Below are 22,352 nucleotides of genomic sequence, written 5' to 3'. Positions count from 1 at the left end.
CCATGGAGGTGAGGATTCGGAAGTGACGGCCTTCAAAGGCCGAAATGGACGCGGCTCGCCAGCCGCATCATGAAAGGGGACTATTCATGGCATTTCGATGGTGGAGAACCAACCTGGCGGCAGCAGCCGCGCTGCTGCTGCTTCGCTTGTACGCAGGATGGAACTGGACGCGCTCCGGCTGGGGCAAGCTGACCGGGGACGAAGCGTTCAGCGCCGGCGGCTTCGTGCAGCATGCGATCGCCAATCCCGTCCTGCGCAGCGGCACGAACGAGGTGCTTTATCCGACCTATGTCTCGTTCCTGGAACACTTCGTATCGCCGCAGCTCGGGCTGTTCAGCCTGCTCGTCAGCTGGGGGGAGCTGCTCGTCGGCCTGTCGCTGCTGCTCGGCCTGTTCACGACGGCGGGGGCGTTTTTCGGCCTCGTCATGAACTTCTCGTTCCTGTTCGCCGGCGCGCTCAGCCTCAACCCATGGCTGATCCTGATCGGCTTCCTGCTCGTCACGGGCGGACGCAACGCCGGGCGCTTCGGACTCGACGCGCTCGTCCTTCCAAGGCTCGCCGCGCTGCGCCCCGGCAAATCCCGCTCGGAGGCCGCCGCAGCGTCAGGCCCTGCGCCTTGATCGCGGCGCACGAATCGCCCTCGGGTTAGGACAAAAGCCGAAAAAGCCCCCGCGGTCGCCTCAAGGCGTGCCGCGGGGGCTTGATGTATCGCAGGCGGAGCTTCCGTCCGCCGAGCTCGGCTGGAGCCGTCGCACAGCGGCATGCATCCGCCCGATCAGGCTATGCTTACAGCTGGCCTTGGATCTTGTTTTTCAGGGCGTCCTTGCTCTGCACGCCGACCATCTTGTCGACCGGCTGGCCGTCCTTGAACAGGATCAGCGTCGGGATGCTCATGACGCCGAACTGGGAAGCGAGCTCAGGCTGCTCGTCGACGTTGATTTTGGCGATCGTCGCCTTTCCTTCCAGCTCCGTGCTCAGCTCCTCCACGATCGGAAGCTGCATTTTGCAAGGTCCGCACCAAGGGGCCCAGAAGTCGACCAGCGCGACGCCGTTCTGTACGCTCTCGTTGAAGGTTTCTTTCGTCAGGGCTACTGCCATGTTCGATCATCCTTTCGATTTGAAAAAATAAAGTCGGTTCTCCGCCCACAGCAGCTTTCACCAAGCCTCAGCAGGTTTCGCAGCGATGGATCCGCTCCAGCACCCCGGCGATCGTCAGCCCCTGGAAGTAACTCTCCAGCCGCTGCTCCGCTCCGCAGAAGATGCCGTTCATGACCTCCTGCATGTTGGAGCCGACGAGGCATTCGCAATCGGGATCGCCCGAGCACCAGTTCGGCATGAGCGAGCCGCGCGCGATCGCCTGGTAAATGTCGTTGAGCGTCACTTGCGACGGCTCCGCCGTCAAGCGGTAGCCTCCGCCGGAGCCCTCCCTCGTCGCCACGTAGCCGCAGCGCTTCAGGTAGCCCATCACCTTGCGGACCCTCGCCGGATTGGTGCAGACGTTCTCGGCGATCGCCTCGCTCGAGGCGCTGCGCTCCGGGACGTAAGCCAGATAGACGAGGCTGTGGACGGCAATCGTGAATTCACTGTTCATGCGAGACGGCCACCCCGTTTCGTACTGTAATAATACCAGTTACAGTTGAGGCTGTCAATAGGCCCTCCCTTTCCGTTAGCATGCTCGCCGGGGGCCGCGGCTACTCCTCGATCCCGCCCCGGCTCGCTGCTCATCGGCCGTTCTAGAAATTGAAGTTGTCCGGGTCCGGGCCGAAGCGCTTGCCCTGATCGAGCCCGTCGAGCAGCGCCATGTCCTCGTGGGACAGCTCGAAGTCGAACACATCGGCGTTTTCGCGGATGCGCTTCTCATGCGTCGACTTCGGAATGGTGACGACGCCGTTCTGCAGATCCCAGCGCAGCACGATCTGCGCCGGCGTCTTGCCGTGCTTGGCGGCCAGCTCCTGGATCTGCGGCACGTCGAGATTGCCCTGCATGAGCGGGCTCCACGCCTCCAGCACGATGCCCTGGTCCTGGCAGTACTGGCGCAGCTCGACCTGGGTCAGCAGCGGATGGTACTCGACCTGATTGACCATCGGCTTGATCTCGGCGTCCTGGAGCAGATCCTCGAGATGATGGACGTGGAAGTTGCAGACGCCGATCGCGCGCACCTTGCCGTCCTTGTACAGCTGCTCCAGCGCGCGCCAGGTGTCCTTGTACTTGCCCTTGACCGGCCAGTGGATCAGGTATAGGTCGAGCGTGTCGAGGCCCAGCTTGTCCAGGCTGTCCTGGAACGCCTGCAGCGTGCTCTCGTAGCCTTGATCGCTGTTCCACACCTTCGTCGTGATGAACAGCTCCTCGCGCGGCACCCCGCACTCGCGGATCGCCCGTCCGACGCCTTCCTCGTTGCCGTAAGCCTTGGCCGTATCGATGCTGCGGTAGCCGGCCTTGACCGCGTCCCGGATCGCCTGCTCGACCTGGCCCTCCTCCGTCACCTTCCAGACGCCGAGGCCGAGCCTCGGCATCCGCACGCCGTTGTGCAGCTCGACCGTATCGCCAAGCCCTTGAAGTCGTACCGTCACGATGAGAACGCCTCCTTGCGCTTTGTTTTCACTGCCGTTTATCGCCTCTATATTTTACCACCGGAGGGCGGAATCAAACAAATTCGGCGGCATCAGTCATCTGGCTGGAAGCACAACGCTTGGACGGAAAAGGTAGCCTCCAGTCGGGAGGTGATGCCTATGTTTTCGCTTCAGGAAGTGACCATGCTGGGGATGTTTCTCCTCGCTCTGCTCACCTACTTAAAACGAAAATAACCCGTCCAAGTTAGCGCCTGGTTAACGGGTTATTCTCTGGCAAGGCAGTTACTGGAGGATTTCCATCCAAGTTTGTGCACGGAGAGAGCGTTGGCGCGCTCTCTCTTCGTTTAAGTTACCTTTATTATACACAACTTCTTTCAACCGTATACAACTTTGTAAACCCCCCTGCTGCTCGATCAAGCATCCTGCTGCGATTTAGCCGTGGGCAGAACTGACGATGCGAACGACAAAGCGTCGTCTTCGCAGCGGACGCAAGCGGATCAATTCGAACGAAAAAGCAGCGGACCGCGCGGTCCGCTGCTTGCTTTTTGGTTCCGTTCTTTCGGAGCTCTTAATACCCGAGATCCGTCTTCGCTTTCGCCCATTTCTTGTTCAGCTCATCCAGGCCAGCCTTCAGGTCCTTGGACAGGAGCAGATCTTGGATGTAGTTGCCCGTGCCGATGCCGATCTGCGCCTTGTTGGCGATCTCAGCGAACTTGTCATTGTTCGGCAGCCCTTCGATGAAGGTCGGGTTCGCGGCTTGGAACTCGGCCAGCTGCGGCGATTCCGCCTTCTCCGACTTGAGGATCGGCATGAAGCCGGAGTCGGCCACGTAGCCGGATTCCTTGACGAAGAAGTCCGTCCAGGCGATCGCCAGCTCCTTGTTCTTGCTGTTCGCGCTCACGCCCATCATGTAGTCGCCGCCGAGCGGAGCGTTCAGCTTGCCGCTGTTGTCATACGGGAACGGCACGAAGCCGATGTCCTCGGACGCCGCGCCGGCGCCGATGACCTGCGGGATGACCCAGTTGCCGAGGAAGTACATCGCCGCCTTGCCGGAAGCGATCTCGCCTTTGGACATTTCCCAGTTGTTCGTGTACAGATCCTTCTCGACCCAGCCGTTCTTGATGAAGTCGCGGCCGATCTTGGCCAGGATGCCCCAGGCGTTGCCCTCCTGGAACGGCGCCGGATCGGCGGCCATCTTGGTCGTCAGGTCGGCGTCGCCGGCCACGTAGAACGCCGAGCCGTCGCCCCACGAGCCCATCGGCCACTGCGCGCCGAAGTTCATGTACAGCGGGATGATGCCGGCTTCCTTCAGCTTCTTGGCGGCGTCATACAGCTCGTCAAGCGTCGTCGGCGCCTTGGCGATGCCGGCTTTTTCGAACGCCTTTTTGTTGTAGACGATGCCCTGCGTGTTGACGCCGGTCGTGATGCCGTAGCGCTTGCCCTCGAACGCCGAGTTGTCGGCGAAGTAGACGTCGTCGAACATGCTGTCCGGCAGCGGCTCGAAGTACTTCGGCAGGTCGGAGGCCGGCATGCCGCTCGGAATCATGAGCACGTCGCCCGTCTCGCCCGTCGTCAGGCGCGTCTTGATGTCGGTCGCGTAGTTGGTCAGTCCTTCGAACTCGACCTTCGCGTCCGGATACTTCTCCTGGAATTTCTTCAGGTAGCGCTCCATCGTGCCGTCGTTGATGTAGTCCGTGCGGTGCGTCAGCATCTTGATTGTGCCGCTCAGCTTCGCCTCGCCGCCGGAGCCGCCTTCGTTCGCGGCCGTATTCGCGCTGCCGGACGTATTGCCCGCCGTATTCGCATTGCCCTCGTTGTTGTTGCTGCCGCAAGCGGCCAGCATGGACAGGGACAGGACTGCCGTCATCGTAACCAGAAGCGGTTTTTTCATCTCGTTTTCCCCCTGAGTCGTAAGGATTGGTTATCGGTTCGCTATGTTGTTATCGCTTACAAGTCCATTGTACCGCCTGGCTCCAGGCCGAAAAATGAACTCCATTGTCATTTCTTGTTTCCGATTATGCTAACGCATCTTCCTTTGTTAGCGATTCCAGACGATGCAGCGCCTCCAGGCAGGCGCGTCCGTTATGGTACGGACATTTCCAGGCGCCGATCTTGACCTGGGTCCGATCCGGCCGGCCGTCGCGGGATACCTGCCAATGCCATTCGCCGCCGTCCTCGTCCCGCACATGCTGCCGGATGAAGCTCCAGCTGCGCTCGGCCGCCTGCACATAACGCTCCTCGCCGCTCAGCTGGAAGGCGTTCAGGAAGCCAACCATCGCCTCCGCCTGCGGCCACCAGTCCTTGCTGTCGTCGAGCCGCCCGTCCTCATGCAGCTCGTTGAACACGCCGCCGTCCTCGTCGACGCCTTCAAGCAGCGTCGCCTCGGCCATCTGCAGCGCCGCCCGCTCCGTCTGCTTCAGCAGCTCCGGATCGCCGAGCGCCTCCGCGGCCTCGCACAGCAGCCAGCTGCCCTCGATGTCGTGGCCGTAGCTGACGTCGCGCGTCGCCGAATTCCACTCGTCGTCGAAGAACAGCTTGAAATGTCCCGTCTCCCCGTCGAGGATCCGCTCCAGATGAAGCTCGATCAGCTCGCGCAGCCGATCCCGCAGTCCGTCCGAGGGCCAGACGCGATAAAGGTTCGTATAGCCTTCCAGCACATGGAGATGCGTATTCATCGACTTGCGCTCGTTCAGGTCCTTGCCGCTCAGGCTGAGGTCGTCCGTCTCGCTCCAGTCGCGCGCGAGCGCCTCGATGTAGCCCCGGTGGACCGGATCATGCGCCCAGCGCTCCAGCAGCCGGTACGTCTCCTCGGCGAGCGGCAGCTCGGCCGTGCTCCCCGTCGCCAGCATATACTCCGCCAGCGCATACAGCACGAACGACTGGCCGTATACCTGCTTCTTGTCCTCGCTCGGCCGTCCGTCCGGCGTCGCCATCCAGTAGAAGCCGCCGTGAAGCTCGTCGTAAAACACCGTCCGCAGCTGCTCCAGCGCCCGCTCGGCCAGCGCCAGATGCTGCGGATTTTTCGTGCGCCGATGCGCCGCCGCGAACGTCCACAGGATGCGCGCGTTCAGCACGAGCGACTTGTCCGCCTCGGGATTCACCTTGCCGGAGCTGTCCATCTCGCCGATGAAGCCGCCATGAAGCTCGTCGAGCGCATGCGTTTGCCAGAAGCCGAGGATGTTGTCCTGCAGCTCCTGCTGCAGCTCATGCAGCCATGCCTGCTTGTCCATTCAGCCTTCCCTCCTGCTGCCGTAAAAGTCCTTCACCGTCTGCGCCGCGGGCTTGCCGTACATGCAGTAGTCGTCGTTCGCCGCCGCGTCCGGCGCCGCGTACAGCCGCGCCGGCCAGTCCCAGAGCACGAAGCCGCGCACCCACTCGCGCCGGCCGCAAGCCCCGAACATCGCTTCGTAGTAGGCGCGCTGCGCCTCTCCGTCCGGGCGGCCGGCCAACGACCAGTCGTTCGGCCGCGCCGGCGACGTGTCGCGGCTCGGGCAGCCCGCCTCCATGAAGAAGAACGGCTTGCCATACGGCGCGACCGCCGCCTCGATGCGGTCCAGCTGCTCCTCCCACTGGTCGATCGGATAATAGCCGCTGGAGGAGATGAGGTCGACCGCGTCCCACCACTTGACGTTGCCTTCCTGGTACTTGTCGCAGTTGTAGGTGACGAGGCCGGAGTAGGCTTCGCGCACCTGGGCGATCAGCGCTCGCCACTCGGCCTCGCGCTTGTCGGCCTGCACCATCTCGCAGCCGATGCACAGCATCTCGCAGCCTTCCTCGCGAGCGATGTCCGCATAGTGGAGGATGAAGCGCGCATACGACTCGAACCACTGGCCCCAGGTCGGCTCGCCGGGGATATCCATGTCGAAAAAGTTGATGTGCGCCCGCCAGGTGCCGTCGGCGACGTTGACGACCGGCTTCAGGCAGACCTTCTGCCCGAGCGCCTTGGCGCGGCGGATCGCGCTGCGCACCTCGTCGTCGGCGACCGTCGGCTCGTTCCAATACTCGATCTCCGTCGATTGCGCGGTCGCCTGCAGGGCGCCGAGCGTGACGGCGGTCCAGCCGACGTTCAGCTTGGCCATCTCGCTCAGGGAAAAGTCGGCCTCCGGCCCTTCCCACGTGCCTCGCACGCCGGTCCAGCCCCAGGTCATGCCGGCGATGTAGCCGAGCTCTGCCGCTGCGGCGGCCGAACCGGCCGCCTTCGCTTGTGTCGTCATCGGATGAAGCCTCCTTGTGGCGCGGCCGAGAAGCCGCTTCTTATTTCACCGCGCCGTTCGTGACGCCGGCGAAGATGTATTTTTGCAGGAACAGGAACAGCACGACGGTCGGGATGAAGATGATGAGGATGCCCGCCGAGATGACGTTGAGCTGCGCCGCGTTCGGTCCGACGAACGAATAGATCGCGGTCGAGACGACCTTGAGCTTCTGCGACGGCATGTACAGGTACGGCGTGTAGAAGTCGTTGTAGATCGAGATCGTCTTGAGGATGACGAGCGTCGCCGTCGCAGGGCCGAGCAGCGGGAAGATGATCGAGCGGTAGATGCGGAACAGCGACGCCCCCTCGATCATCGCGCTTTCGTCGAGATCCTTCGGGATGCTGTTGACGAACTGCAGGTAGATGACGATCTGCAGCACGTCCGCGCCCAGGTAGAGCAGGATCGGCGCGCCCATCGTGTTGTACAGGCCGAGGTTCTGGATGATGCTGAACGTCGCGACCTGCGTCGTCACCATCGGGATGACCTGGGCGACGAGGTACATGCCCATGATCGGCGTCTTCAGCTTGAAGTCGAAGCGGCCAAGCGCATAGGCGACCATCGTGCCGAGCACGACGTTGCCGGCGACCGCGCAGACGAGGATGACGAGCGTGTTGCGGAAGCCGAGCCCGAGATCGCCGACCTCATAGACGCGCTTGAAGTTGTCGAAGTGGAAGAAATCGGCCGGGAACGCCAGCGCGGAGCTCTGGTAGAATTCCGCCTGGGTTTTGAACGCGCCGACGAACACCGAGTAGATCGGGAAGAAGACGACGAACAGCGCGAGCAGCAGCGTCAGGTACTTGAACGCCGTGAAGAGCGGCGGGCTTTTGGTCGTATCCATCGATTACCTCTCCTCCCGGAACAGCACTTTGCGCTGGATGATGATGAAGAAAATGACGATGATCAGCAGCACGACGGCCATCGCGGAGGCCAGGCCGAAGCTCTGGTACTTGAACGCCGTGTCGACGGTCTGCACGACGAAGGTCGAGGTGCCGTTCGCGCCGAGCATCATGATGTACGGGATGTCGAACGCCTCGAGCGCGCCGGTCAGCGTCAGCAGCAGCATGAGCGAGAGCACGCTCTTGATGCTCGGCACGGTGATGTAGCGGAACTTCTGCCAGCCGGAGGCGCCGTCGATCGAGCCGGCCTCGTACAGGTCGCTCGGGATCGACTGCAGCGCGCCGATGAAGATGACCATGTTCAGGCCCATGTACTTCCACATCGAGATGAACGCCAGCGAGACGTTGACCAGATGCGGGTTGCCGAGCCAGCTCTGCTGCCACGACTCCAGGCCGATCGTCCGCAGCAGGGAGTTGAGCGAGCCGTAGTCGAGGTGGTACACGTTCTTGAACATGATGACCGTCGCGACGCTGTGCAGCACGTACGGCAGGAACAGCATGACGCGGAAGCCGTAGCGGCCTTTGAGCCGGCTCGTCAGGATGACGGCGAACCAGAGCGACAGCGCCACCTGGATCAGGCCGCCGACGAAGTAATAGGCGTTGTTCTTGAGCGCCAGGAACACCTCGGGCTCGGTGAAGATCTGCTTGTAGTTGTCCAGGCCGACCCAGTTCATGTCCCAGCCGGTTCCCGTCCAGTCCGTGAAGCTGTAGTAGATCAGCGACGCGGCCGGATAATAGCTGAAGGTCAGGCACAGCGCCACGGGCACGATCAGGAATCCGAACAGGATCAGCCGCCGCTGCGCTTTATAGCTTAATTGGTTCATCCGTTGTTCCTCGCTTTCCATCCGGTGTTGGGACCGCTTTCAGTGTGCTTATCATTATACGCCCCGTCTCGGCGGGTCCTGAATGGACGGCGTTTCGTTTTTTTGTCTTGTATTGTGCTAACAGGAGGCGGCTGTTAGCATGCCGGGGTGGTTTGTTAGCTGTAGATCGGGATGGAGCGGAGGCATCGCGGCTGCAGAATAGGCGGCTCGGCCGAGTAGCTTCGCGGCAAGCGCGGCAGCATCGGCGGCTGCGAAAGCTTACGACGAATCAGCTCGTTAGGCGCTCTATAGCTGCCCCTCACAAAAGCTGACGACGCCTGCTAAGTCGTTAGAATCTGGCAGCATCAGCGAACCGGCAGCGCTCCCACGAGGCGGCTTGCAGTTGCGGGTGGCGCGGAGAGGATGCCGGTTGACCTGATTTGCCACGAACCCATTTTTACTTCGTTCGAATCGACTGGAACTGGAACGTGTTTTGAAATCGCAAAGTTTGACCGTATATGTAAACAGACCCCGTATAGGGAGGCTTCGCCTGTCCCATCCAGGGTCTTTGCAAGGTTAACTCCTACTGTTTGCATACTTGAGGCGACTGCCGCTTGCGGACGCTCGCCGCGCAGCTTCTTTTGCGCAGCGACCGCCGCTTAGCGCGCGCTGTCCCGGTACTCCTTCGGCGTCTTGCCCGTGACGCGCTTGAACGCCTTGGTGAAATACGCGGGGTCCGCGTAGCCGGACCGTTCGCCCACCTCATAGGTCTTCAGCTCGGGGCGGTCCTTGAGCAGCCGCTTGGCGACCTCGATCCGCACGGAAATCGCATAGTCGGTAATCGTCTCGCCTGTCTCGCTGCGGAACAGCTTGCTCAGATAGCTCGGCGTCAGATGGACGAGCTCGGCCAGCCGCTGCAGGTCCAGCTCATCGGCATAATGCTCCTGCAAATAAGCTTTGACCGCCTCGACCGCGCGGCTCTGATGCTTCAGCTCGCCGAGCAGCGCCAGCCGCTGCTGCAGCTCCTGGCGCAGCGCGGCCGCATAAGCGTCCCAGCTGCGGCTGCGGATCGGCTGCGGCCGACTGCCCGGCTGCGGACCAGGCTGGCCCGCGAGGCTGTCGTCCAGCACGCCGAGCAGCGTGGCGGCGGCGGCATCCAGCTCCGCCCAGCTCAGGCGGCGCTGCTCCGCCGCGCCCAGCCACTCCTCGGCGATGGCGGCGGCGCGTTCCAGATCGGCGGCTTGCAGCACGGCGCGCAGCTCCTGCTCGTCGGGCCGCGCGGCGCCGGGCATCTGCGCGGCCGCCGGCATGCGGCCCGGCGTCGAAGCGGCCGCGGATACGGCCGTGCCGGCAGGGCTGCCGGCATACCACGCCTGCAGCAGCGCCGCCTCCGCCTCGCCGTAGGCGCGCGCGAGCGCGGCGGCGCCGGAGTGCACGCCGCTGATGCCGCCCCTCGGCTCGGCCGATAGCGGCAGCCGGCCGAGCAGCGTGACGGCGAGCTCGCGCGGCGTGTCGGCGTGGTCGCCGTGCCGGAGCGCGAGCAGCACGGCCGGCGGGCCGGCCTCGCGCAGCAGCAGGCGATGCTCGCGCCGCAGCGCCGCCAGCGCCTCGGCAATCCGCTCGCCGTCCGGCATCGGCGCGGCGTGCAGCACGACGAACGCATACATGCCGCGGATGGAGCCGAGCTCGTCGAGCTGGGCGCAGGCCGTTTGCATGACCGGCTCCGGGATGCGTTTCGCATCGGCGGCGAGCAGCAGCTCGATGAGCGCTTCCGCATGCAGCGGCTGACGGCTGCGCGACACGCCGACCTTCTCGGCGATGCGCTCAAGCAGCCGCGCCAGCTCGTCCTGGTTGACCGGCTTGAGCAGATAGTCCTCCACTCCTCCGCGCAGCGCCTCGCGCGCGTAGGCGAAGTCGTTGTAGCCGCTCAGCACGGCGACCGCGATCTGGCTGCCGCGCTCCCGCAGCTCGTCGATCAGCTGCAGCCCGTCCATCTGCGGCATGCGGATGTCGGTGATGAGCAGCTCCGCCCCGGAGGCGTCAAGGTTGCTGAGCGCCTCGCGCGCGCTCGCCCAGACGCCGACAACTTCGTACGGGCCGGTGCGCTCGATGATTTTCGCCAGGCCGAGGCGGATCTTCTCCTCGTCGTCCACGACGGCGACCTTAAGCATCGGCTCCCTCTCCTCTCTTCTCTCCTTCTGCCGGAGCGTCCATAGCCTGAATCTGGGGAATCCTCATCGTGACGGTCGTGCCGGCGCCCGGCTCGCTGGCCAGCTGCAGCCCGTAGCCCGGGCCGTAGCGCAGCTGCAGCCTTTCCTGCACGTTGCGCAGCCCGATGCCGCCGGACTCCTCGTCCAAAGGGGCCGCGGCCGACGCCAGCTCGGCCCGCACGCGGGCGAGCACCTCCGGCTGCATGCCGCGGCCGTCGTCGCGGATGCGCACGACCCGGTCCATGCCCTCGATCCAGCTGTCGATCTCGATCGTCAGCCGCTCGCGCGAGTCGTCGTAGCCGTGCAGCACGGCATTTTCCACGATCGGCTGGAAAATCAGCTTCATGACGCTCGCGTCCGCCGCTCGCGCCTCGGCGCTCAGCGTCAGCCGGAAGCGCTCGCCGCCGTAGCGGTAGTTCATCAGCTCGACGTACTGCTCCAGATGCTCCCACTCGCGCTGGGCCGGCACGGCGGCGGAGCCGGCATGCAGGCTGTAGCGCAGCTGCTCGCCGAGCAGCTGCACCATCCGCCCGACCTCGTCGGCGTCGCTCAGCACGGCCGTCATGCGGATCGATTCCAGCGTATTGTAGATGAAGTGCGGGTTGATCTGCCGCTGCAGGTTCTCCAGCTGCACCTCGGTCTTGCGCTGCTCGATCCGGTAGATGTTGTCGATCAGCTCCCGCGTGCGGGCGATCATGCGGTTGAACGCCTGGCCGGCCATGCCCGCCTCGTCCCGCCGGCGCACCGGAAAGCTGACCTCGAAGTTGCCGCCCTGCACCTGCTTCATGAGGCTGACGAGCGAGCGCAGCGGCTTGGTCAGCGCCAGGATGAGCACGACGGTCAGCGCCATCGCCGCGGCCATCGCGACGCCGGCGGCGATCAGGCTGAAGTTGCGGTTGCGCACCGCGTCCTCGACCAGATGCCGCTGCGGGATCGTGATGAGCAGCTTCCAGCCGGTGTCCGGCGACTGCCGGTAGATGACGAGCTGCTCCTCGCCGTCGACCGAGGTGCGGTAGCTGCCCGCGCTGCCCCGCGCCTCGGCGAGCAGCGGCGCCGAGCCGAGGTTTTCCGCCAGGTAGCGCTTCTCGCTGTCGTAGATGACCGTGCCTCCCTCGTCGGCGATGATCGTCGTGCCGCGCGTCGCCTCGTCCAGGTCGCGCACCATGTCCTCGATGACGCTGATGTTGGCGTCGACGGCGATCAGCCCGACCGAGCGGAACGACGTCGTGATGATGTCGCGGACGACGGTGAACACGTACTGCTTGCTGCTGTTCGCGCTGCTCGTGACCGCCTGCGTGCTGACGAGCACCGGCGTGCCGTTCTTCGGCTCGGCCAGCTGGCGCCAGCGCTCGTACACCTCCTTCAGGTCGCTGCGCACGCCTCCGCTCTTGACCGCCGTATAAGGATTGCCTTGCCGGTCGAACAGATAGACGTTGCTGGAGCCTTTCTTGAGGTTATTCATGAAATAGATGCTGCTCTCCACCTCGCGCTGGATGCTGAGCTTGAGCCCCGCCTCGAGCCACGGGTCCGCGCCGCCCCCTTCGCTCGCGCGCGTGGCGTAGAACTGGTTGGACCGCTCGAGCCCGCTCTGGATCTCGTCGAGATAGGCGGGAATGATGGCGATCTGCTTCATGTCGTGGATGTAATCGTCGAGCGAGTTCAGCATCCGGTCCGATACCTGAGAGGCGTAGGTGACCGTGTTCTGCTCGATCGTCGCAAAGTTGTGCGAAGCCGACACGTAGGTGATGACGGCGATCGGCAGCAGCACGAGCAGGAAGTAGACGAGCAGCAGCCTCGTCTCCAGCCGATGCAGCAGCGGCTCCAGCTGCTGGCGCAGCGCGCTCCAGAGCCTAGCCATCGGCGCGCGCCGCTCCTGTAGAGGCGCGGATGACGAGCTCGCCCGTCAGCAGCACCTTCTCGACCGGGCTCGACGGCTGCTGCACGCGGCGCAGCAGCGCCTCGACCGCGCGCCGGCCCATGCCGTGCTTGTGCACATGCACCGTCGTCAGCGTCGGGCTCGACAGCGCCGCGTCCTCGATGTCGTCGAATCCGGCGACCGAAACGTCCTCCGGCACGGACACGCCCATGCGCGCGAGGATCGTCATGATGCAGATCGCGATCGAGTCGTTGGCGCAGGCGAACGCCGTCGGCATCCTTCCCTCGCGGCGCAGCTCCTGCAGCATCGGCTCCAGCGCCTCGGTCATCTCGGAGCGGTTGTGCCCGCGCACGGTCAGCAGGCCGTCATGCTGCCCGTCCGTGCTGAGGCCATGCTCCTCCATCATCGCGCGGAAGCCGAACCAGCGGTCGTAAAAGCTGCGCGAGTAGGTCAGGTTGCCGACGAACTGCAGCCGCCGGTGGCCGAGTCCGAAGAGATATTTGGCTACGCGGCGCATCCACTCGAAGTTGTTCATCGACAGCACGTCCGTCGGCACGAGCGGCTCCTCGTGGTCGATGAGCACCGTCGGGATGCCGAGGTTGCGGATCTCCAGCAGCACCGGATAGGAGATGAACCCGACGCCGACGAGCCCCATGACGCCGCGGGGATTGATGAGGGAGGAGAAGCGCGTCGTGCCCTGCTCGGTGATGAGGATCGAGCCGATGCCGCGTTCCTCCAGCTCCTCCTGCACGCCTTCGATGATGCGTCCCCAATAGTACGACAGCCGCGTCTGGAAGCGCACGTTGGGCACGAGGATGATCACCTGGCTGCCGAGCCCGTCCGACGCGGCTTGCGTCATGGCCGGGTTCGAGGCCGCGCGGGAGCTCGCCGGCGAAAAGCGGCCCGCCTCGCCGGCGGGGAAGCCGGGCACTCCCGGCTGGCCGCCGATGGCAGCGGCGCCGGATGCTTGGCCGCTGCCGGAGGCTCCGCGCGGCAGGCCGCCGGCAGCGGAGGCGCCGGACGGCTCTGGATGGCCCATGGCGGCAGCTGGGCCGAACGGCCAGCTTCGCGCCAGGTCCTCGCCATCGCCCTTGCCCGCGCCGGAGGCTCCCGGCCATCTCGAATTTGCTTCCGCTCCTTCTGCTGCCTTGGGCGGAAAGCGGTAGCCGAGCTGGATCGCCGCCTTGATGATCCGCTCGCGCGTCTCCGCTTTGACGCCGCCCTTGCCGGAAAGCGCCTTGGAGACGGCGAATTTGGACATCCCGACATAATCGGCGATGTCCTGCATCGTGACTCGTTCCGCCATGTAGATCCCTCCTAAGCCGTCCGTTTTGTTAGGTTTGTTAGCTCCCGTTAGCGTTGCAAGCGCTAACAACTGGCACATAGGATAACACAGGATAGCAGCTTCGTATAGACCTGCCTGCTCCGCCGTGCCGAAAGCTCATGCGACAGACTCCAGCTTGCCCGGACAGCCCCCTCGTCAAACTACGCCCAGTCCGCCGCAGCGTCTCAGCCAGCCGCAAGGGCGACGAAAAAAGGCTCTCGGCAAAATCATGCCGAGAGCCTTCCTCCCTCCTGTCCTCGAAGCCGATGCCCGAGCAAACCGCCCCCGCCTCAGAACAGCTCCAGCTGCTCCACCCCGGGATCGCGCTCCGGCGGCTCCTCGGGAATCGGCGGCGGCGTCTGGCCGAGCAGCGCCATCAGCTCGCGGGCGTTGTCCGCGGCGTCTCCCCCGGAGTTGTTGTTGAAAATGACCTCCACCGTCCGGCTCTGCGCCTCCAGCCGGCGCAGCCGCTCCGCCCATTCCTCCAGCTCCTGGCGGCTGTAGCGGTACAAGTACCGCACCTCGCGCCAGTTCGGCTGTCCGGAGGAATGCCAGCCCTCCGCGTGGCGGCCGTGCATGCGGACGAGCGTATGGCTCTCGTCCGTGGCGGCCTCGACGATCGGGATCGAGCCCTCGCCCGCCTGCGGCTCGTCGCAGACGCTGTGGCGCCAGCCTTCCTCGCGCATGAAGCCGAGCGTGCGCTCCCGCATCTGCGGCACGAACCAGCTTTGATGGCGGAATTCCAGCGCGCACGGAATGTCCTCCATGAGCCGCTTCGCCTTGCGCAGCGTCTCGACGCTCTCGCGCGTGCAGGCGAACCACGGCGGATACTGGAACAGCACGCAGCTCAGCTTGCCGCTCTCCCGCATCGGCGTCAGCGCCAGCTTGAAGTCGGCGAACATCGCCTCCTCGTCCGGATAGGGAATCGCCCCGCGGCTATGCCCGGTCATGCCCTGGTACGCCTTGACGACGAAGCGGAAGTCCTCCGGCGTCTCGGCTGTCCATTTCTCCATGTTGCGCTGCGGCTGGACGGCATAAAAGCTGCTGTCCACCTCGACGGTGCCGAACAGCCGGCTGTATGCGGCGAGCTTGGCCTTGGCCGCCTCCCGCGTCCGGTACAGCGAGTCGTGGTCGCCCCAGCCGGCAAGTCCGATCGTAATCATAGGCCTCTCCTCCTTCCATTCCGCCTGGCGGCAGAGCGTTGTCATGTCTGGACCCTCTACCGGAATAGAATAACCGTGTAGGACGGATCCCTATCGATCGAGGTGGTGCATCGGATGACGTATGTATGGGCGGCGATCATCGTACTGGCGGCGGGCGCGGTCGTGTACGCGGCGATCGCGTCCGGCAAGCGCTGGACGCTGCTGCGCAGCGAGAGCAAGGCGAGGATCGACAAGCTGTACCGGCTGGAGGCGCATCTGAAGAGCAACGGCGTGCGCACGCGCACCGCGGAGGAGGACGGCCATCTGCGGCTGCTCGTCCTGCGCAAGCAGCTGGAGCAAGGCCGGGAGCTGCTGGAGGCGTACGAGGAAGAGACCGGCTGAGTCCGCGCCGCGCTCCTTCCGCAGTCCGGCTTCCGGCAGCAATCGCTTATCGGATGGCGGAGTCCCGGTTCCGAACCGGGCTCCAGCGGCAAAAGGACCTCGTCCACCGCTTTACGGCGGCGGGCTTCGGGGTCTTTTTGCGCTTGTCTGCCGCTGCGCCTCTCGATTCGACCGGCAGGAACGACGCCAACGGCGTCTGCCCTCCCGTCCCCGCTGACCCGACGCTCACAAGCAGGCCAGACGAGCCCGCATGACGCCGCTCGCGCACCTTCCGGGCGGCCAAGCATTGAAGCCGCCGTCCGCTTGGTTCATACTAGAAGGAACGATCGCGGGCCGCCGGCCCCGGGAAAGGAGGCCGCCCTTGCTCATCGAAGTCTACCATGACCTTCTCTGCCCTTGGTGCCGCATCGGGCGCCGCCATCTCGAGCTGGCGCTGCGAGAGTGGCAGCCTCCGGAAGGCCGAGAGGCATCCGTCCGCTTCAGTCCGTACCTGCTTCATCCCTCCGTGCCGCCGGAAGGATTGCCTTTCCGCGAGGCGATGGCCCAGCGCCTCGGGGGCGGCCAGGCCGCGCTCACCCGCACGCTGCGCCATGTCGCGCGCGACGGCCAGGCGGTCGGCCTCGACTTTCGCTTCGAGCGCATCGCCACGCTGCCCTCGACGCGCCTCGCCCATCAGGCGCTGGCGCTGACGCCCGCCGCCGCGCAAGGCCCGTTCGTGGACGAGCTGTCCCGGCGCTACTTCGAGGAAGGCGAGAACATCGGCGAGCTGGAGATCGTCGCTCAAGCCGGAGCAGCGGCCGGCTGGGAGGCCGACGGACTGGCCGACCGGCTCGAGCAGGGCGACGGACGGGTGGAGATGGAGGCGATGCTGGAGCTCGGCCGCCGGATCGGCCAGGGCGGCGTGCCGCTGTTCGTTTTCGAAGGGCAGTACGCCCTCTCCGGCGCCTATCCCCACTCCGAGCTGCTGCTTCTGCTGCGGAGGCTCGGCCAGCTGCTCGGCTAGCCGCTTCCTGCCGCCAGCACCTAAGAGCGGCGACGCAGTCCCCCTGCGCAGCCGCCTCGGCTCATGGCTTCGACACAGCCCCTCCGTCCGGAGGGGCTTTTGTCTCGTCCAGGACATCGCGGCATGGCTGCTCCTTGCTCCGGCGGCGGATTCGACGATAAGCGGAGCGCAGGCCGTCCATCGCCCAGCCGGGCACCGGGAACGGCTTGCGCCCGAGCAGCGGCTTGTACGCATAGCGATAGGCCCGCTTCAAGTCGCTCCACATCTCGCAGCTCTCCTGCTTGAGAAAATCCGAGACGTCGATGACGATGCCCCGTCCGTCCTGCACCATGACGTTTTTTCCGTGCACGTCGTGAGGCCGCAGCCCCCGGCTGACCGCATAGTCGAGCGCGGCGTCCACGTCGCGGATCGCCTGCTCCGGAATCGGCACGCCCTGCAGCAGGCAGTCGTACAGCGTCTTGCCGTGCAGCCGCCTCAGCAGCAGCCAGCGCTTGCCGCCATGCTCGCCGGAGGCGAAGCAGCGGCCGTACGCCGGGTGCTCGCCAAGCAGACGGTACACCTGCCGCTCCGCCTCCCAGCCGTCCCGGCCGGGCGCGTACACCTTGACCGCCAGCCGGCTGTCGCCCGGATAGGCGAAGACGGCGGCATAATTGCCGCAGCCGAGCGTCTTCCACCCTTGCGGCGCGCGCCGCACCTGCACCGGCTCCCAGCTCTTCACGCTGACGACATCCAAGCCAGGCAGCAGCTCGCCTTGGATGCGCGCCGCATGCCGCTCCCTCATGTCTTCTTCCATCGCCAACGCTCCTTCTTCTCCGCTCCCGGCGCCCTTGCGAGCGTCACGGGCGTCCTCAGCCCGGACGGTACATGCTGAACGCCCGCCTCAGCCGCTCCGGCAGGCGCCGATGATGGATGCCGAGCTTGTAGCCGATCAGCTTGGCGGCGTTGTCCGCCACCAGCCGCGGCATTTTTCCCCATTGCCCTTCTTGCGCCAGCGCCTTCAGCTGCGCCTTGACGAGCGACGAGCCTTCCTTGCCGACGCCGGCATACGGCAGGATCCACGCCTGCTCGGCCATCGACGTGCCGTTGTCGTAAAATCGCTTGAACTGCTGCCCCGGCGTATAGGCGTGGGAGTGGACGACCTGCGCCTCCGCGTTGTAGGCGATGCGGTAGCCCTTCAGCACCATGCGCCCGGCCAGGAACAGATCCTCGTTGAAAAAGGTCGGCTCCGCGAATCCCCCCATCGTCCGGAACGTCTCGCGGCGCGTCGCCGCGCAGACGTTGGAGCAGAAAAACGTCTTGAGCCCGAGCTCGGACAGGTCCTCGCGGCTCTTGAGCCTCGACTGCGCCGGGTAATTATGCTCCCGCGACATGCGCTCCAGCAGGTCGGCCTCCGGCCGGGCCAGCTGGCGGGCGTAGGCGTAGCCGACGCCCGGATCTCCGACGGAGCGGGCGAGCTGCTCGACGAGCCGCTCGTCGGCGGGCATCGCGTCCTGCGTCATGAACAGCAGGATGCAGCCGCTTGCCACGGCGGCCGCCCGGTTGCGCGCTCCGCCATGGTCGAATTCCGAGCGGGCGATCGACAGCAGGCGGGCGCCGGCGCGAATCGCCCGCTCGGGCGTGCCGTCGGTCGACTCCGTGTCGATGACGATGATTTCGTACGGCGGCAGCGTCTGCCGCGAGAGCCGCGACAGCAGCTCCTCGAGGTCCGGCCCGGCGTTGCGCGTCGGAATGATGACGGATACCCGGTCCCCTACAGAAGCAGCCGGCACGGGGCCGGCTGCTTCGGAACCAGGCGCTTCCGGGGAGCGGATGCCGCCCGGAGTCTGCTGGATTTCAGTATGCATTTTTATGGATGAGTCCTTTCAGCACGGTCTTGAAAATAATCCGGATATCGAAGAAGAAGCTCCAATTCTCGATGTAGAACAGATCGTGGCGGATGCGCTCGTCGATCGACGTGTCGCCGCGCAGGCCGTTCGTCTGCGCCCAGCCCGTAATGCCGGGACGGATGTGGTGCTTGACCATGTAGCGCGGAATCTCCTCGCGGAACTGGTCGACGAAGAACGGGCGCTCCGGCCGCGGGCCGACGACGCTCATCTCGCCGCGCAGCACGTTGAGGAACTGCGGCAGCTCGTCGAGGCTCGTGCTCCGCAGGAACGTGCCGAAGCGCGTGCGGCGCGGATCGTTCTCCACCGTCCAGGTGCGGCTCGCGTCCGCGTCCGTGCTCACCCGCATGGAGCGGAACTTGAGCATCGCGAACGAACGGCGGTTCAGGCCGACCCGCTCCTGGCGGAACAGCACCGGTCCCGGCGACGTCAGCTTGATGCCGAGGGCGATCAGCAGCATGACCGGCGAGAGCGCGATCAGCGCCGTCAGCGAGAAGACGATGTCGAACGTGCGCTTGGCGATCCGGTTGCCCATCTCGTCGAGCGGCACGTCGCGGATGTTGATGAGCGGCATGCCGGCGAAGTTGTCGAAGAACGGCTTGGCCGGCAGCAGGTCGAAGTAGTCCGGGATGATCAGCGTCTTCACCCCGGCCTTTTCGCAGGTCTGGATGAGCTCGCCGTACTTGGAATGCGCCTCGAGCGGCAGCGCCAGGATGACCTCGTCGATCGTCGGATTGTCCGCGAGCAGCCGCTCCAGCTCGTCCAGCCGGCCGACGATCGGCGCAAGCGGGCGTCCCGCGTATCGGCGCAGCACGGCCGCGTCGTGCTCCTCGTGGAAGTCGTCGAGGAAGCCGTACGCCTCGTAGCCGAGATCCGGGTACAGGCTCAGCTGGTCATGGAAGCTGCGGCCGACGCTGCCCGCCCCGAGGATGAGCACGTAGCGCTTGTTGAGGCCGCGGCGGCGCAGCACGGTCAGCGTCCGCTTCAGCGCGTAGCGGTAAAGCCCCAGCCCGACGAGGTTGAAGGCGAAGAAGATCGCCAGGAACTCGCGGGAGATATGCACTTCCTTGGTGATGAACAGCAGGCTGAGCAGCAGCAGCAGGCTCAGCGTCTGCACCTGGAAGATCTTGAGCAGGTCATGGGAGAACTTCTTGCGCCGCTTGGGCGTGTAGAAGCTCGTATAGAAGCCGATCAGCACGGCCGCGAACGCGTAGACGGTGCTCCATACCAGATAAGTTTTGAGAGGCACGGTATTGTAGTAGACGAGCAGCCCGCTATGAAATTTGATCCAGTAGGCGCCCAGGAACAGGCCGAGCATGACCGCCAGATCGGACAGCACGTACATTTGCGTCAGAAAACGCTGGTTTCTTCGAAGCATTCGCATCACCGCTCGTGCAATATAGTCGTTCTTTTCTCTCACATTGTACCAAAAAAGGAGACTCCCATCTATTCGTTAGACGAGAGTTGCAACAAAATGTTGCTAGAAAAGAATGGATTTCACCCGCGTCCCGGCCGGCTGCGCAGCTCGCGCCGCTTCGCGCGCATCTCCGGCAGCCTCCGCATGATCTCCGGCCAGCAGCGGAGCAGATCGCGCTCCCTGAGCAGGATATACCCGAATTTGGCGAGTTCGATCGCGGCGATCGCCGGCAGCCGCCTCCACTCGCGCTCGTTCTTGACGAGCGTGTAGAAGCGGTTCTGATAGGAATGCCGGCGGACGAAGGCCGACACCGACGTCCGTCCGCCCTCCTTCCAGCCGCGCGCGTGCAGCGCGCGGGCATCCGGCGCGTAGAGCGCGACCCAGCCGAGCCGGCGGGCGCGCCAGGCGACGTCGACGTCCTCCTTATAGGCAAAAAACGTCTCGTCGAAAAACTCCCCGCCGAGGGAGACATGCCGGATCATGCTTCGGCGGTACAGCGCCGCCGCGCCGGAGACGCCGAACGTCTCGCCGGCCTCCAGCCAGGCGGACGCAGGCTCGCCGGCGCCGCGGTCGCGCGCCTGGCGCGCCGCGTCCATCGCCAGCCCGGTGCTGTCGATGAGCGCCTCCGCCGGCAGGCGGTCCAGCCAGGCTTGGACCGCCGGCGGCGATTCCCCGTCGCCGGCCGCGCCCGGCGCCGCAATTCCGCCCTCGGCGACCCCCATGCCAGGGGCACCGTTGCGCCCGGCGCCGGCCAGCCCCTCTGCCGGCTGCCGCACGAGCATGCCCGTCGCGCTGCCCGCCTCCGGGCGGCGCTCCAGACGCTCGACGAGCCGCCGCACATAATCCGGATGCAGCCGCACGTCCGGGTTGAGCACGAGCGCATAGTCGGCGTCCGAACGCGCGAGCGCCCGGTTCTGCCCTCCGGCGAACCCGGTGTTCACCGGGCTGAGCACGACGTCGAGCCCCTCGCCGATGCGGCCGAGGAGCTCCGGGGTGCCGTCGTCGGACGCGTTGTCCAGCACGACGATCTTTTCGATCGGGTAGCTCTGGGCGCGGACGCAGGCGAGGCAGCCCTCGATGTCGTCCACGCTGTTGTATGTCACGATATGCACGCTCACTGTCGCCCGGACAGAAGCGGCAGCGGAGCCCTGCGAGGCCCCGCTGCCGCCCTTGTCCGGAGACGGCGACGCCTGCGCCGCCGAATCCTGGATGTTCATTTAAACGTCGAACCCGCCTTCCGAAATGACCTTCTGTATAAAATAATAACTGTCTTTCGGCGTGCGTTCCAGTGTTTCGTAATCGGTATGGACGATGCCGAAGCGTTTCGCGTAGCCTTCGGCCCATTCGAAGTTGTCGAGAAGCGACCAGGCGTAGTAGCCCTTGAGCGGCACGCCGGAGTCGATGAGGCGCTGGCACTGGATGAAGTGCTTGCGGTAGTAGTCGACGCGCTGGGCGTCGTGCACGCCGCCGTCCTCGGCCACATGGTCGTCGGTGCAGGCGCCGTTTTCCGTGATGTAGATCGGGATGTCGCCGTACTCCTCATGCAGCCAGCTCAGCACCTTGTACAGCGCCTCCGGGTATACGTTCCAGCCGATGAACGTCTGGTCGAAGCCGACCTGCACGTCCTCGCTGTCGAACAGCCCGCTGTCCTTCTTGTAGCGCGTGTAGCCGCCGGTGTAGAAGTTCACGCCGATGAAGTCGATCGGCTGTCCGATCGTCTCCATGTCGCCTTCGAGGATCGGCACCTCGATGCCCTTGCCGCGGAACCACTCGACCATGAACTGCGGGTAGGAGCCCTTCAGCGTCGGCTCGAGGAACCACTCGTTGCCCCAGGCGCGCGAGCGGCGCGCCGCCTCCACGTCCTCCGGCCGCGTCGTATACGGCTCGGACCAGCTCAGGTTGTGCGTCGTGCCGATCTGGCCCGGCAGGTTCAGGCTGCGGTACAGCTGCACGGCGCGGCCGTGCGCCACAAGGCAATGATGCGCGACGTTCGTCGCCAGCTGCAGGTCGGTGTGGCCCGGAGCGTGCACGCCGATGAAGTTCGAGAGGAACGAGACGCACCACGTCTCGTTGAACGTGATCCACGACTTCACCTTGTCGCCGAATGCCTTGAACACGATCTCCGCATACGCCAGGAACGCATCGATCGTCTCGCGGTTGTCCCAGCCGCCCTTGTCCTGCAGCGCCTGCGGCAGGTCCCAGTGGTAGAGCGTCACGGCCGGCTCGATGCCGGCGGCGATCAGGCCGTCGATGACGCGGCGGTAGTAGTCCAGACCCTTCTCGTTGACCTCGCCCGTGCCCTGCGGGAAGATGCGCGGCCAGGCGATGGAAAAGCGGTAGGACTTCACGCCGAGCTGCTTGAGCAGCGCGATGTCCTCCTCGTAGCGATGGTAGCTGTCGCAGGCGACGTCGCCGGTGTCCCCGTTCACGACCTTGCCGGGCGTGCGGGCGAACGTGTCCCAGATGGACAGGCCGCGGCCGTCCTCGTCATAAGCGCCCTCGATCTGGTACGAGGCGGTCGCCGTGCCCCAGACGAAGTCTTTCGGGAAAGAAATGCGTGCCATAGGAATTCC

The 22,352-nt window shown here is 65.1% G+C and carries 20 protein-coding genes; 3 read left to right on the top strand and 17 right to left on the bottom strand.

What is annotated here, in order from left to right; translation table 11 throughout:
* The first annotated feature begins 86 nt into the window (after nt 1-86).
* On the top strand, nt 87-620 hold the full coding sequence (locus H582_RS27590) for a DoxX family membrane protein (protein WP_052333245.1): 534 nt from the start codon (nt 87-89) through the stop codon (nt 618-620).
* Between the two features lie 166 nt (nt 621-786).
* Here H582_RS27590 and trxA read toward each other — a convergent pair whose 3' ends face one another.
* From trxA to H582_RS0113515, 12 genes are all read right to left on the bottom strand, one after another.
* On the bottom strand, nt 787-1,098 hold the full coding sequence (gene trxA, locus H582_RS0113575; protein WP_028598946.1) for a thioredoxin: 312 nt from the start codon (nt 1,096-1,098) through the stop codon (nt 787-789).
* Nucleotides 1,099-1,165: 67 nt separating this feature from the next.
* Entirely contained in the window at nt 1,166-1,591 is a 426-nt protein-coding gene (locus H582_RS0113570) for an RrF2 family transcriptional regulator (protein WP_028598945.1), read from the bottom strand.
* Between the two features lie 142 nt (nt 1,592-1,733).
* Nucleotides 1,734-2,513 carry an aldo/keto reductase gene (locus tag H582_RS0113565; RefSeq protein ID WP_052333269.1) on the bottom strand — a complete coding sequence of 260 codons (780 nt, stop codon included), beginning with the start codon at nt 2,511-2,513 and terminating at the stop codon, nt 1,734-1,736.
* A gap of 625 nt (nt 2,514-3,138) precedes the next feature.
* The gene (locus tag H582_RS0113555; protein ID WP_028598942.1) at nt 3,139-4,461 is read right to left on the bottom strand and encodes an ABC transporter substrate-binding protein; all 1,323 of its coding nucleotides are present in this window, start codon (nt 4,459-4,461) and stop codon (nt 3,139-3,141) included.
* Nucleotides 4,462-4,585: 124 nt separating this feature from the next.
* Nucleotides 4,586-5,800: an AGE family epimerase/isomerase gene (locus H582_RS0113550; protein WP_028598941.1), complete on the bottom strand. Its 1,215-nt coding sequence runs from the start codon at nt 5,798-5,800 to the stop codon at nt 4,586-4,588.
* Nucleotides 5,801-6,784 (bottom strand): glycoside hydrolase family 113, encoded by a 984-nt coding sequence (locus H582_RS0113545; protein WP_052333244.1) that lies wholly within the window; start codon nt 6,782-6,784, stop codon nt 5,801-5,803.
* Between the two features lie 40 nt (nt 6,785-6,824).
* Nucleotides 6,825-7,661: a carbohydrate ABC transporter permease gene (locus H582_RS0113540; protein WP_028598939.1), complete on the bottom strand. Its 837-nt coding sequence runs from the start codon at nt 7,659-7,661 to the stop codon at nt 6,825-6,827.
* Nucleotides 7,662-7,664: 3 nt separating this feature from the next.
* Nucleotides 7,665-8,543, bottom strand: coding sequence for a carbohydrate ABC transporter permease (locus tag H582_RS0113535; RefSeq protein WP_028598938.1), 879 nt, complete (start codon nt 8,541-8,543; stop codon nt 7,665-7,667).
* 638 nt (nt 8,544-9,181) lie between these two features.
* Nucleotides 9,182-10,693: a response regulator gene (locus tag H582_RS0113530; protein WP_028598937.1), complete on the bottom strand. Its 1,512-nt coding sequence runs from the start codon at nt 10,691-10,693 to the stop codon at nt 9,182-9,184.
* The gene (locus H582_RS27585) at nt 10,686-12,590 is read right to left on the bottom strand and encodes a cache domain-containing sensor histidine kinase (RefSeq protein ID WP_052333243.1); all 1,905 of its coding nucleotides are present in this window, start codon (nt 12,588-12,590) and stop codon (nt 10,686-10,688) included. Before H582_RS27585 ends, H582_RS0113530 begins: the two co-directional genes overlap by 8 nt.
* Nucleotides 12,583-13,914: a LacI family DNA-binding transcriptional regulator gene (locus H582_RS31950; RefSeq protein ID WP_028598936.1), complete on the bottom strand. Its 1,332-nt coding sequence runs from the start codon at nt 13,912-13,914 to the stop codon at nt 12,583-12,585. The genes H582_RS27585 and H582_RS31950 overlap by 8 nt, the downstream gene beginning before the upstream one ends.
* Nucleotides 13,915-14,222: 308 nt before the next feature.
* A complete protein-coding gene (locus H582_RS0113515; protein WP_028598935.1) occupies nt 14,223-15,095 on the bottom strand; it encodes a DUF72 domain-containing protein in 873 nt (290 codons plus the stop codon).
* 114 nt (nt 15,096-15,209) lie between these two features.
* Between H582_RS0113515 and H582_RS0113510 the strand changes: the two genes are divergently transcribed.
* Together H582_RS0113510 and H582_RS0113500 are read left to right on the top strand one after the other, a co-directional pair.
* Nucleotides 15,210-15,476, top strand: coding sequence for a hypothetical protein (locus H582_RS0113510; protein ID WP_028598934.1), 267 nt, complete (start codon nt 15,210-15,212; stop codon nt 15,474-15,476).
* A gap of 361 nt (nt 15,477-15,837) precedes the next feature.
* Nucleotides 15,838-16,479, top strand: a complete 642-nt coding sequence (locus H582_RS0113500; protein ID WP_028598932.1) for a DsbA family oxidoreductase — start codon at nt 15,838-15,840, stop codon at nt 16,477-16,479.
* Between the two features lie 61 nt (nt 16,480-16,540).
* On the opposite strand, the gene H582_RS27575 is transcribed toward H582_RS0113500, so the two are convergent.
* The 5 genes from H582_RS27575 to H582_RS0113475 form a co-directional block, all read right to left on the bottom strand.
* Complete coding sequence (locus H582_RS27575) at nt 16,541-17,272, bottom strand: serine/threonine protein kinase (RefSeq protein WP_228551739.1); 732 nt, start codon at nt 17,270-17,272, stop codon at nt 16,541-16,543.
* Between the two features lie 55 nt (nt 17,273-17,327).
* On the bottom strand, nt 17,328-18,323 hold the full coding sequence (locus H582_RS0113490; protein ID WP_084137263.1) for a glycosyltransferase family 2 protein: 996 nt from the start codon (nt 18,321-18,323) through the stop codon (nt 17,328-17,330).
* Nucleotides 18,313-19,740 carry an undecaprenyl-phosphate glucose phosphotransferase gene (locus tag H582_RS0113485; protein WP_028598930.1) on the bottom strand — a complete coding sequence of 476 codons (1,428 nt, stop codon included), beginning with the start codon at nt 19,738-19,740 and terminating at the stop codon, nt 18,313-18,315. Before H582_RS0113485 ends, H582_RS0113490 begins: the two co-directional genes overlap by 11 nt.
* Before the next feature lie 119 nt (nt 19,741-19,859).
* Nucleotides 19,860-20,996, bottom strand: coding sequence for a glycosyltransferase family 2 protein (locus tag H582_RS0113480; RefSeq protein ID WP_084137261.1), 1,137 nt, complete (start codon nt 20,994-20,996; stop codon nt 19,860-19,862).
* Nucleotides 20,997-22,343 carry a GH1 family beta-glucosidase gene (locus H582_RS0113475; RefSeq protein WP_028598928.1) on the bottom strand — a complete coding sequence of 449 codons (1,347 nt, stop codon included), beginning with the start codon at nt 22,341-22,343 and terminating at the stop codon, nt 20,997-20,999.
* Between the last annotated feature and the right edge of the window lie 9 nt (nt 22,344-22,352).

The organism is Paenibacillus pasadenensis DSM 19293, assembly GCF_000422485.1.
In the GTDB taxonomy this organism is placed as follows: Bacteria; Bacillota; Bacilli; order Paenibacillales; family Paenibacillaceae; genus Paenibacillus_O; species Paenibacillus_O pasadenensis.
This window is presented reverse-complemented; position numbering and strand designations above follow the sequence as displayed.

What these genes read in the sequence shown, in the direction of transcription:
- H582_RS27590 (WP_052333245.1), top strand. Translation starts at nt 87, where the DNA reads ATGGCATTTCGATGGTGGAGAACCAACCTGGCGGCAGCAGCCGCGCTG.
- trxA (WP_028598946.1), bottom strand. Translation starts at nt 1,098, where the DNA reads ATGGCAGTAGCCCTGACGAAAGAAACCTTCAACGAGAGCGTACAGAAC.
- H582_RS0113570 (WP_028598945.1), bottom strand. Translation starts at nt 1,591, where the DNA reads ATGAACAGTGAATTCACGATTGCCGTCCACAGCCTCGTCTATCTGGCT.
- H582_RS0113565 (WP_052333269.1), bottom strand. Translation starts at nt 2,513, where the DNA reads ATGCCGAGGCTCGGCCTCGGCGTCTGGAAGGTGACGGAGGAGGGCCAG.
- H582_RS0113555 (WP_028598942.1), bottom strand. Translation starts at nt 4,461, where the DNA reads ATGAAAAAACCGCTTCTGGTTACGATGACGGCAGTCCTGTCCCTGTCC.
- H582_RS0113550 (WP_028598941.1), bottom strand. Translation starts at nt 5,800, where the DNA reads ATGGACAAGCAGGCATGGCTGCATGAGCTGCAGCAGGAGCTGCAGGAC.
- H582_RS0113545 (WP_052333244.1), bottom strand. Translation starts at nt 6,784, where the DNA reads ATGACGACACAAGCGAAGGCGGCCGGTTCGGCCGCCGCAGCGGCAGAG.
- H582_RS0113540 (WP_028598939.1), bottom strand. Translation starts at nt 7,661, where the DNA reads ATGGATACGACCAAAAGCCCGCCGCTCTTCACGGCGTTCAAGTACCTG.
- H582_RS0113535 (WP_028598938.1), bottom strand. Translation starts at nt 8,543, where the DNA reads ATGAACCAATTAAGCTATAAAGCGCAGCGGCGGCTGATCCTGTTCGGA.
- H582_RS0113530 (WP_028598937.1), bottom strand. Translation starts at nt 10,693, where the DNA reads ATGCTTAAGGTCGCCGTCGTGGACGACGAGGAGAAGATCCGCCTCGGC.
- H582_RS27585 (WP_052333243.1), bottom strand. Translation starts at nt 12,590, where the DNA reads ATGGCTAGGCTCTGGAGCGCGCTGCGCCAGCAGCTGGAGCCGCTGCTG.
- H582_RS31950 (WP_028598936.1), bottom strand. Translation starts at nt 13,914, where the DNA reads ATGGCGGAACGAGTCACGATGCAGGACATCGCCGATTATGTCGGGATG.
- H582_RS0113515 (WP_028598935.1), bottom strand. Translation starts at nt 15,095, where the DNA reads ATGATTACGATCGGACTTGCCGGCTGGGGCGACCACGACTCGCTGTAC.
- H582_RS0113510 (WP_028598934.1), top strand. Translation starts at nt 15,210, where the DNA reads ATGACGTATGTATGGGCGGCGATCATCGTACTGGCGGCGGGCGCGGTC.
- H582_RS27575 (WP_228551739.1), bottom strand. Translation starts at nt 17,272, where the DNA reads ATGGAAGAAGACATGAGGGAGCGGCATGCGGCGCGCATCCAAGGCGAG.
- H582_RS0113490 (WP_084137263.1), bottom strand. Translation starts at nt 18,323, where the DNA reads ATGCATACTGAAATCCAGCAGACTCCGGGCGGCATCCGCTCCCCGGAA.
- H582_RS0113485 (WP_028598930.1), bottom strand. Translation starts at nt 19,740, where the DNA reads ATGCTTCGAAGAAACCAGCGTTTTCTGACGCAAATGTACGTGCTGTCC.
- H582_RS0113480 (WP_084137261.1), bottom strand. Translation starts at nt 20,996, where the DNA reads ATGAACATCCAGGATTCGGCGGCGCAGGCGTCGCCGTCTCCGGACAAG.
- H582_RS0113475 (WP_028598928.1), bottom strand. Translation starts at nt 22,343, where the DNA reads ATGGCACGCATTTCTTTCCCGAAAGACTTCGTCTGGGGCACGGCGACC.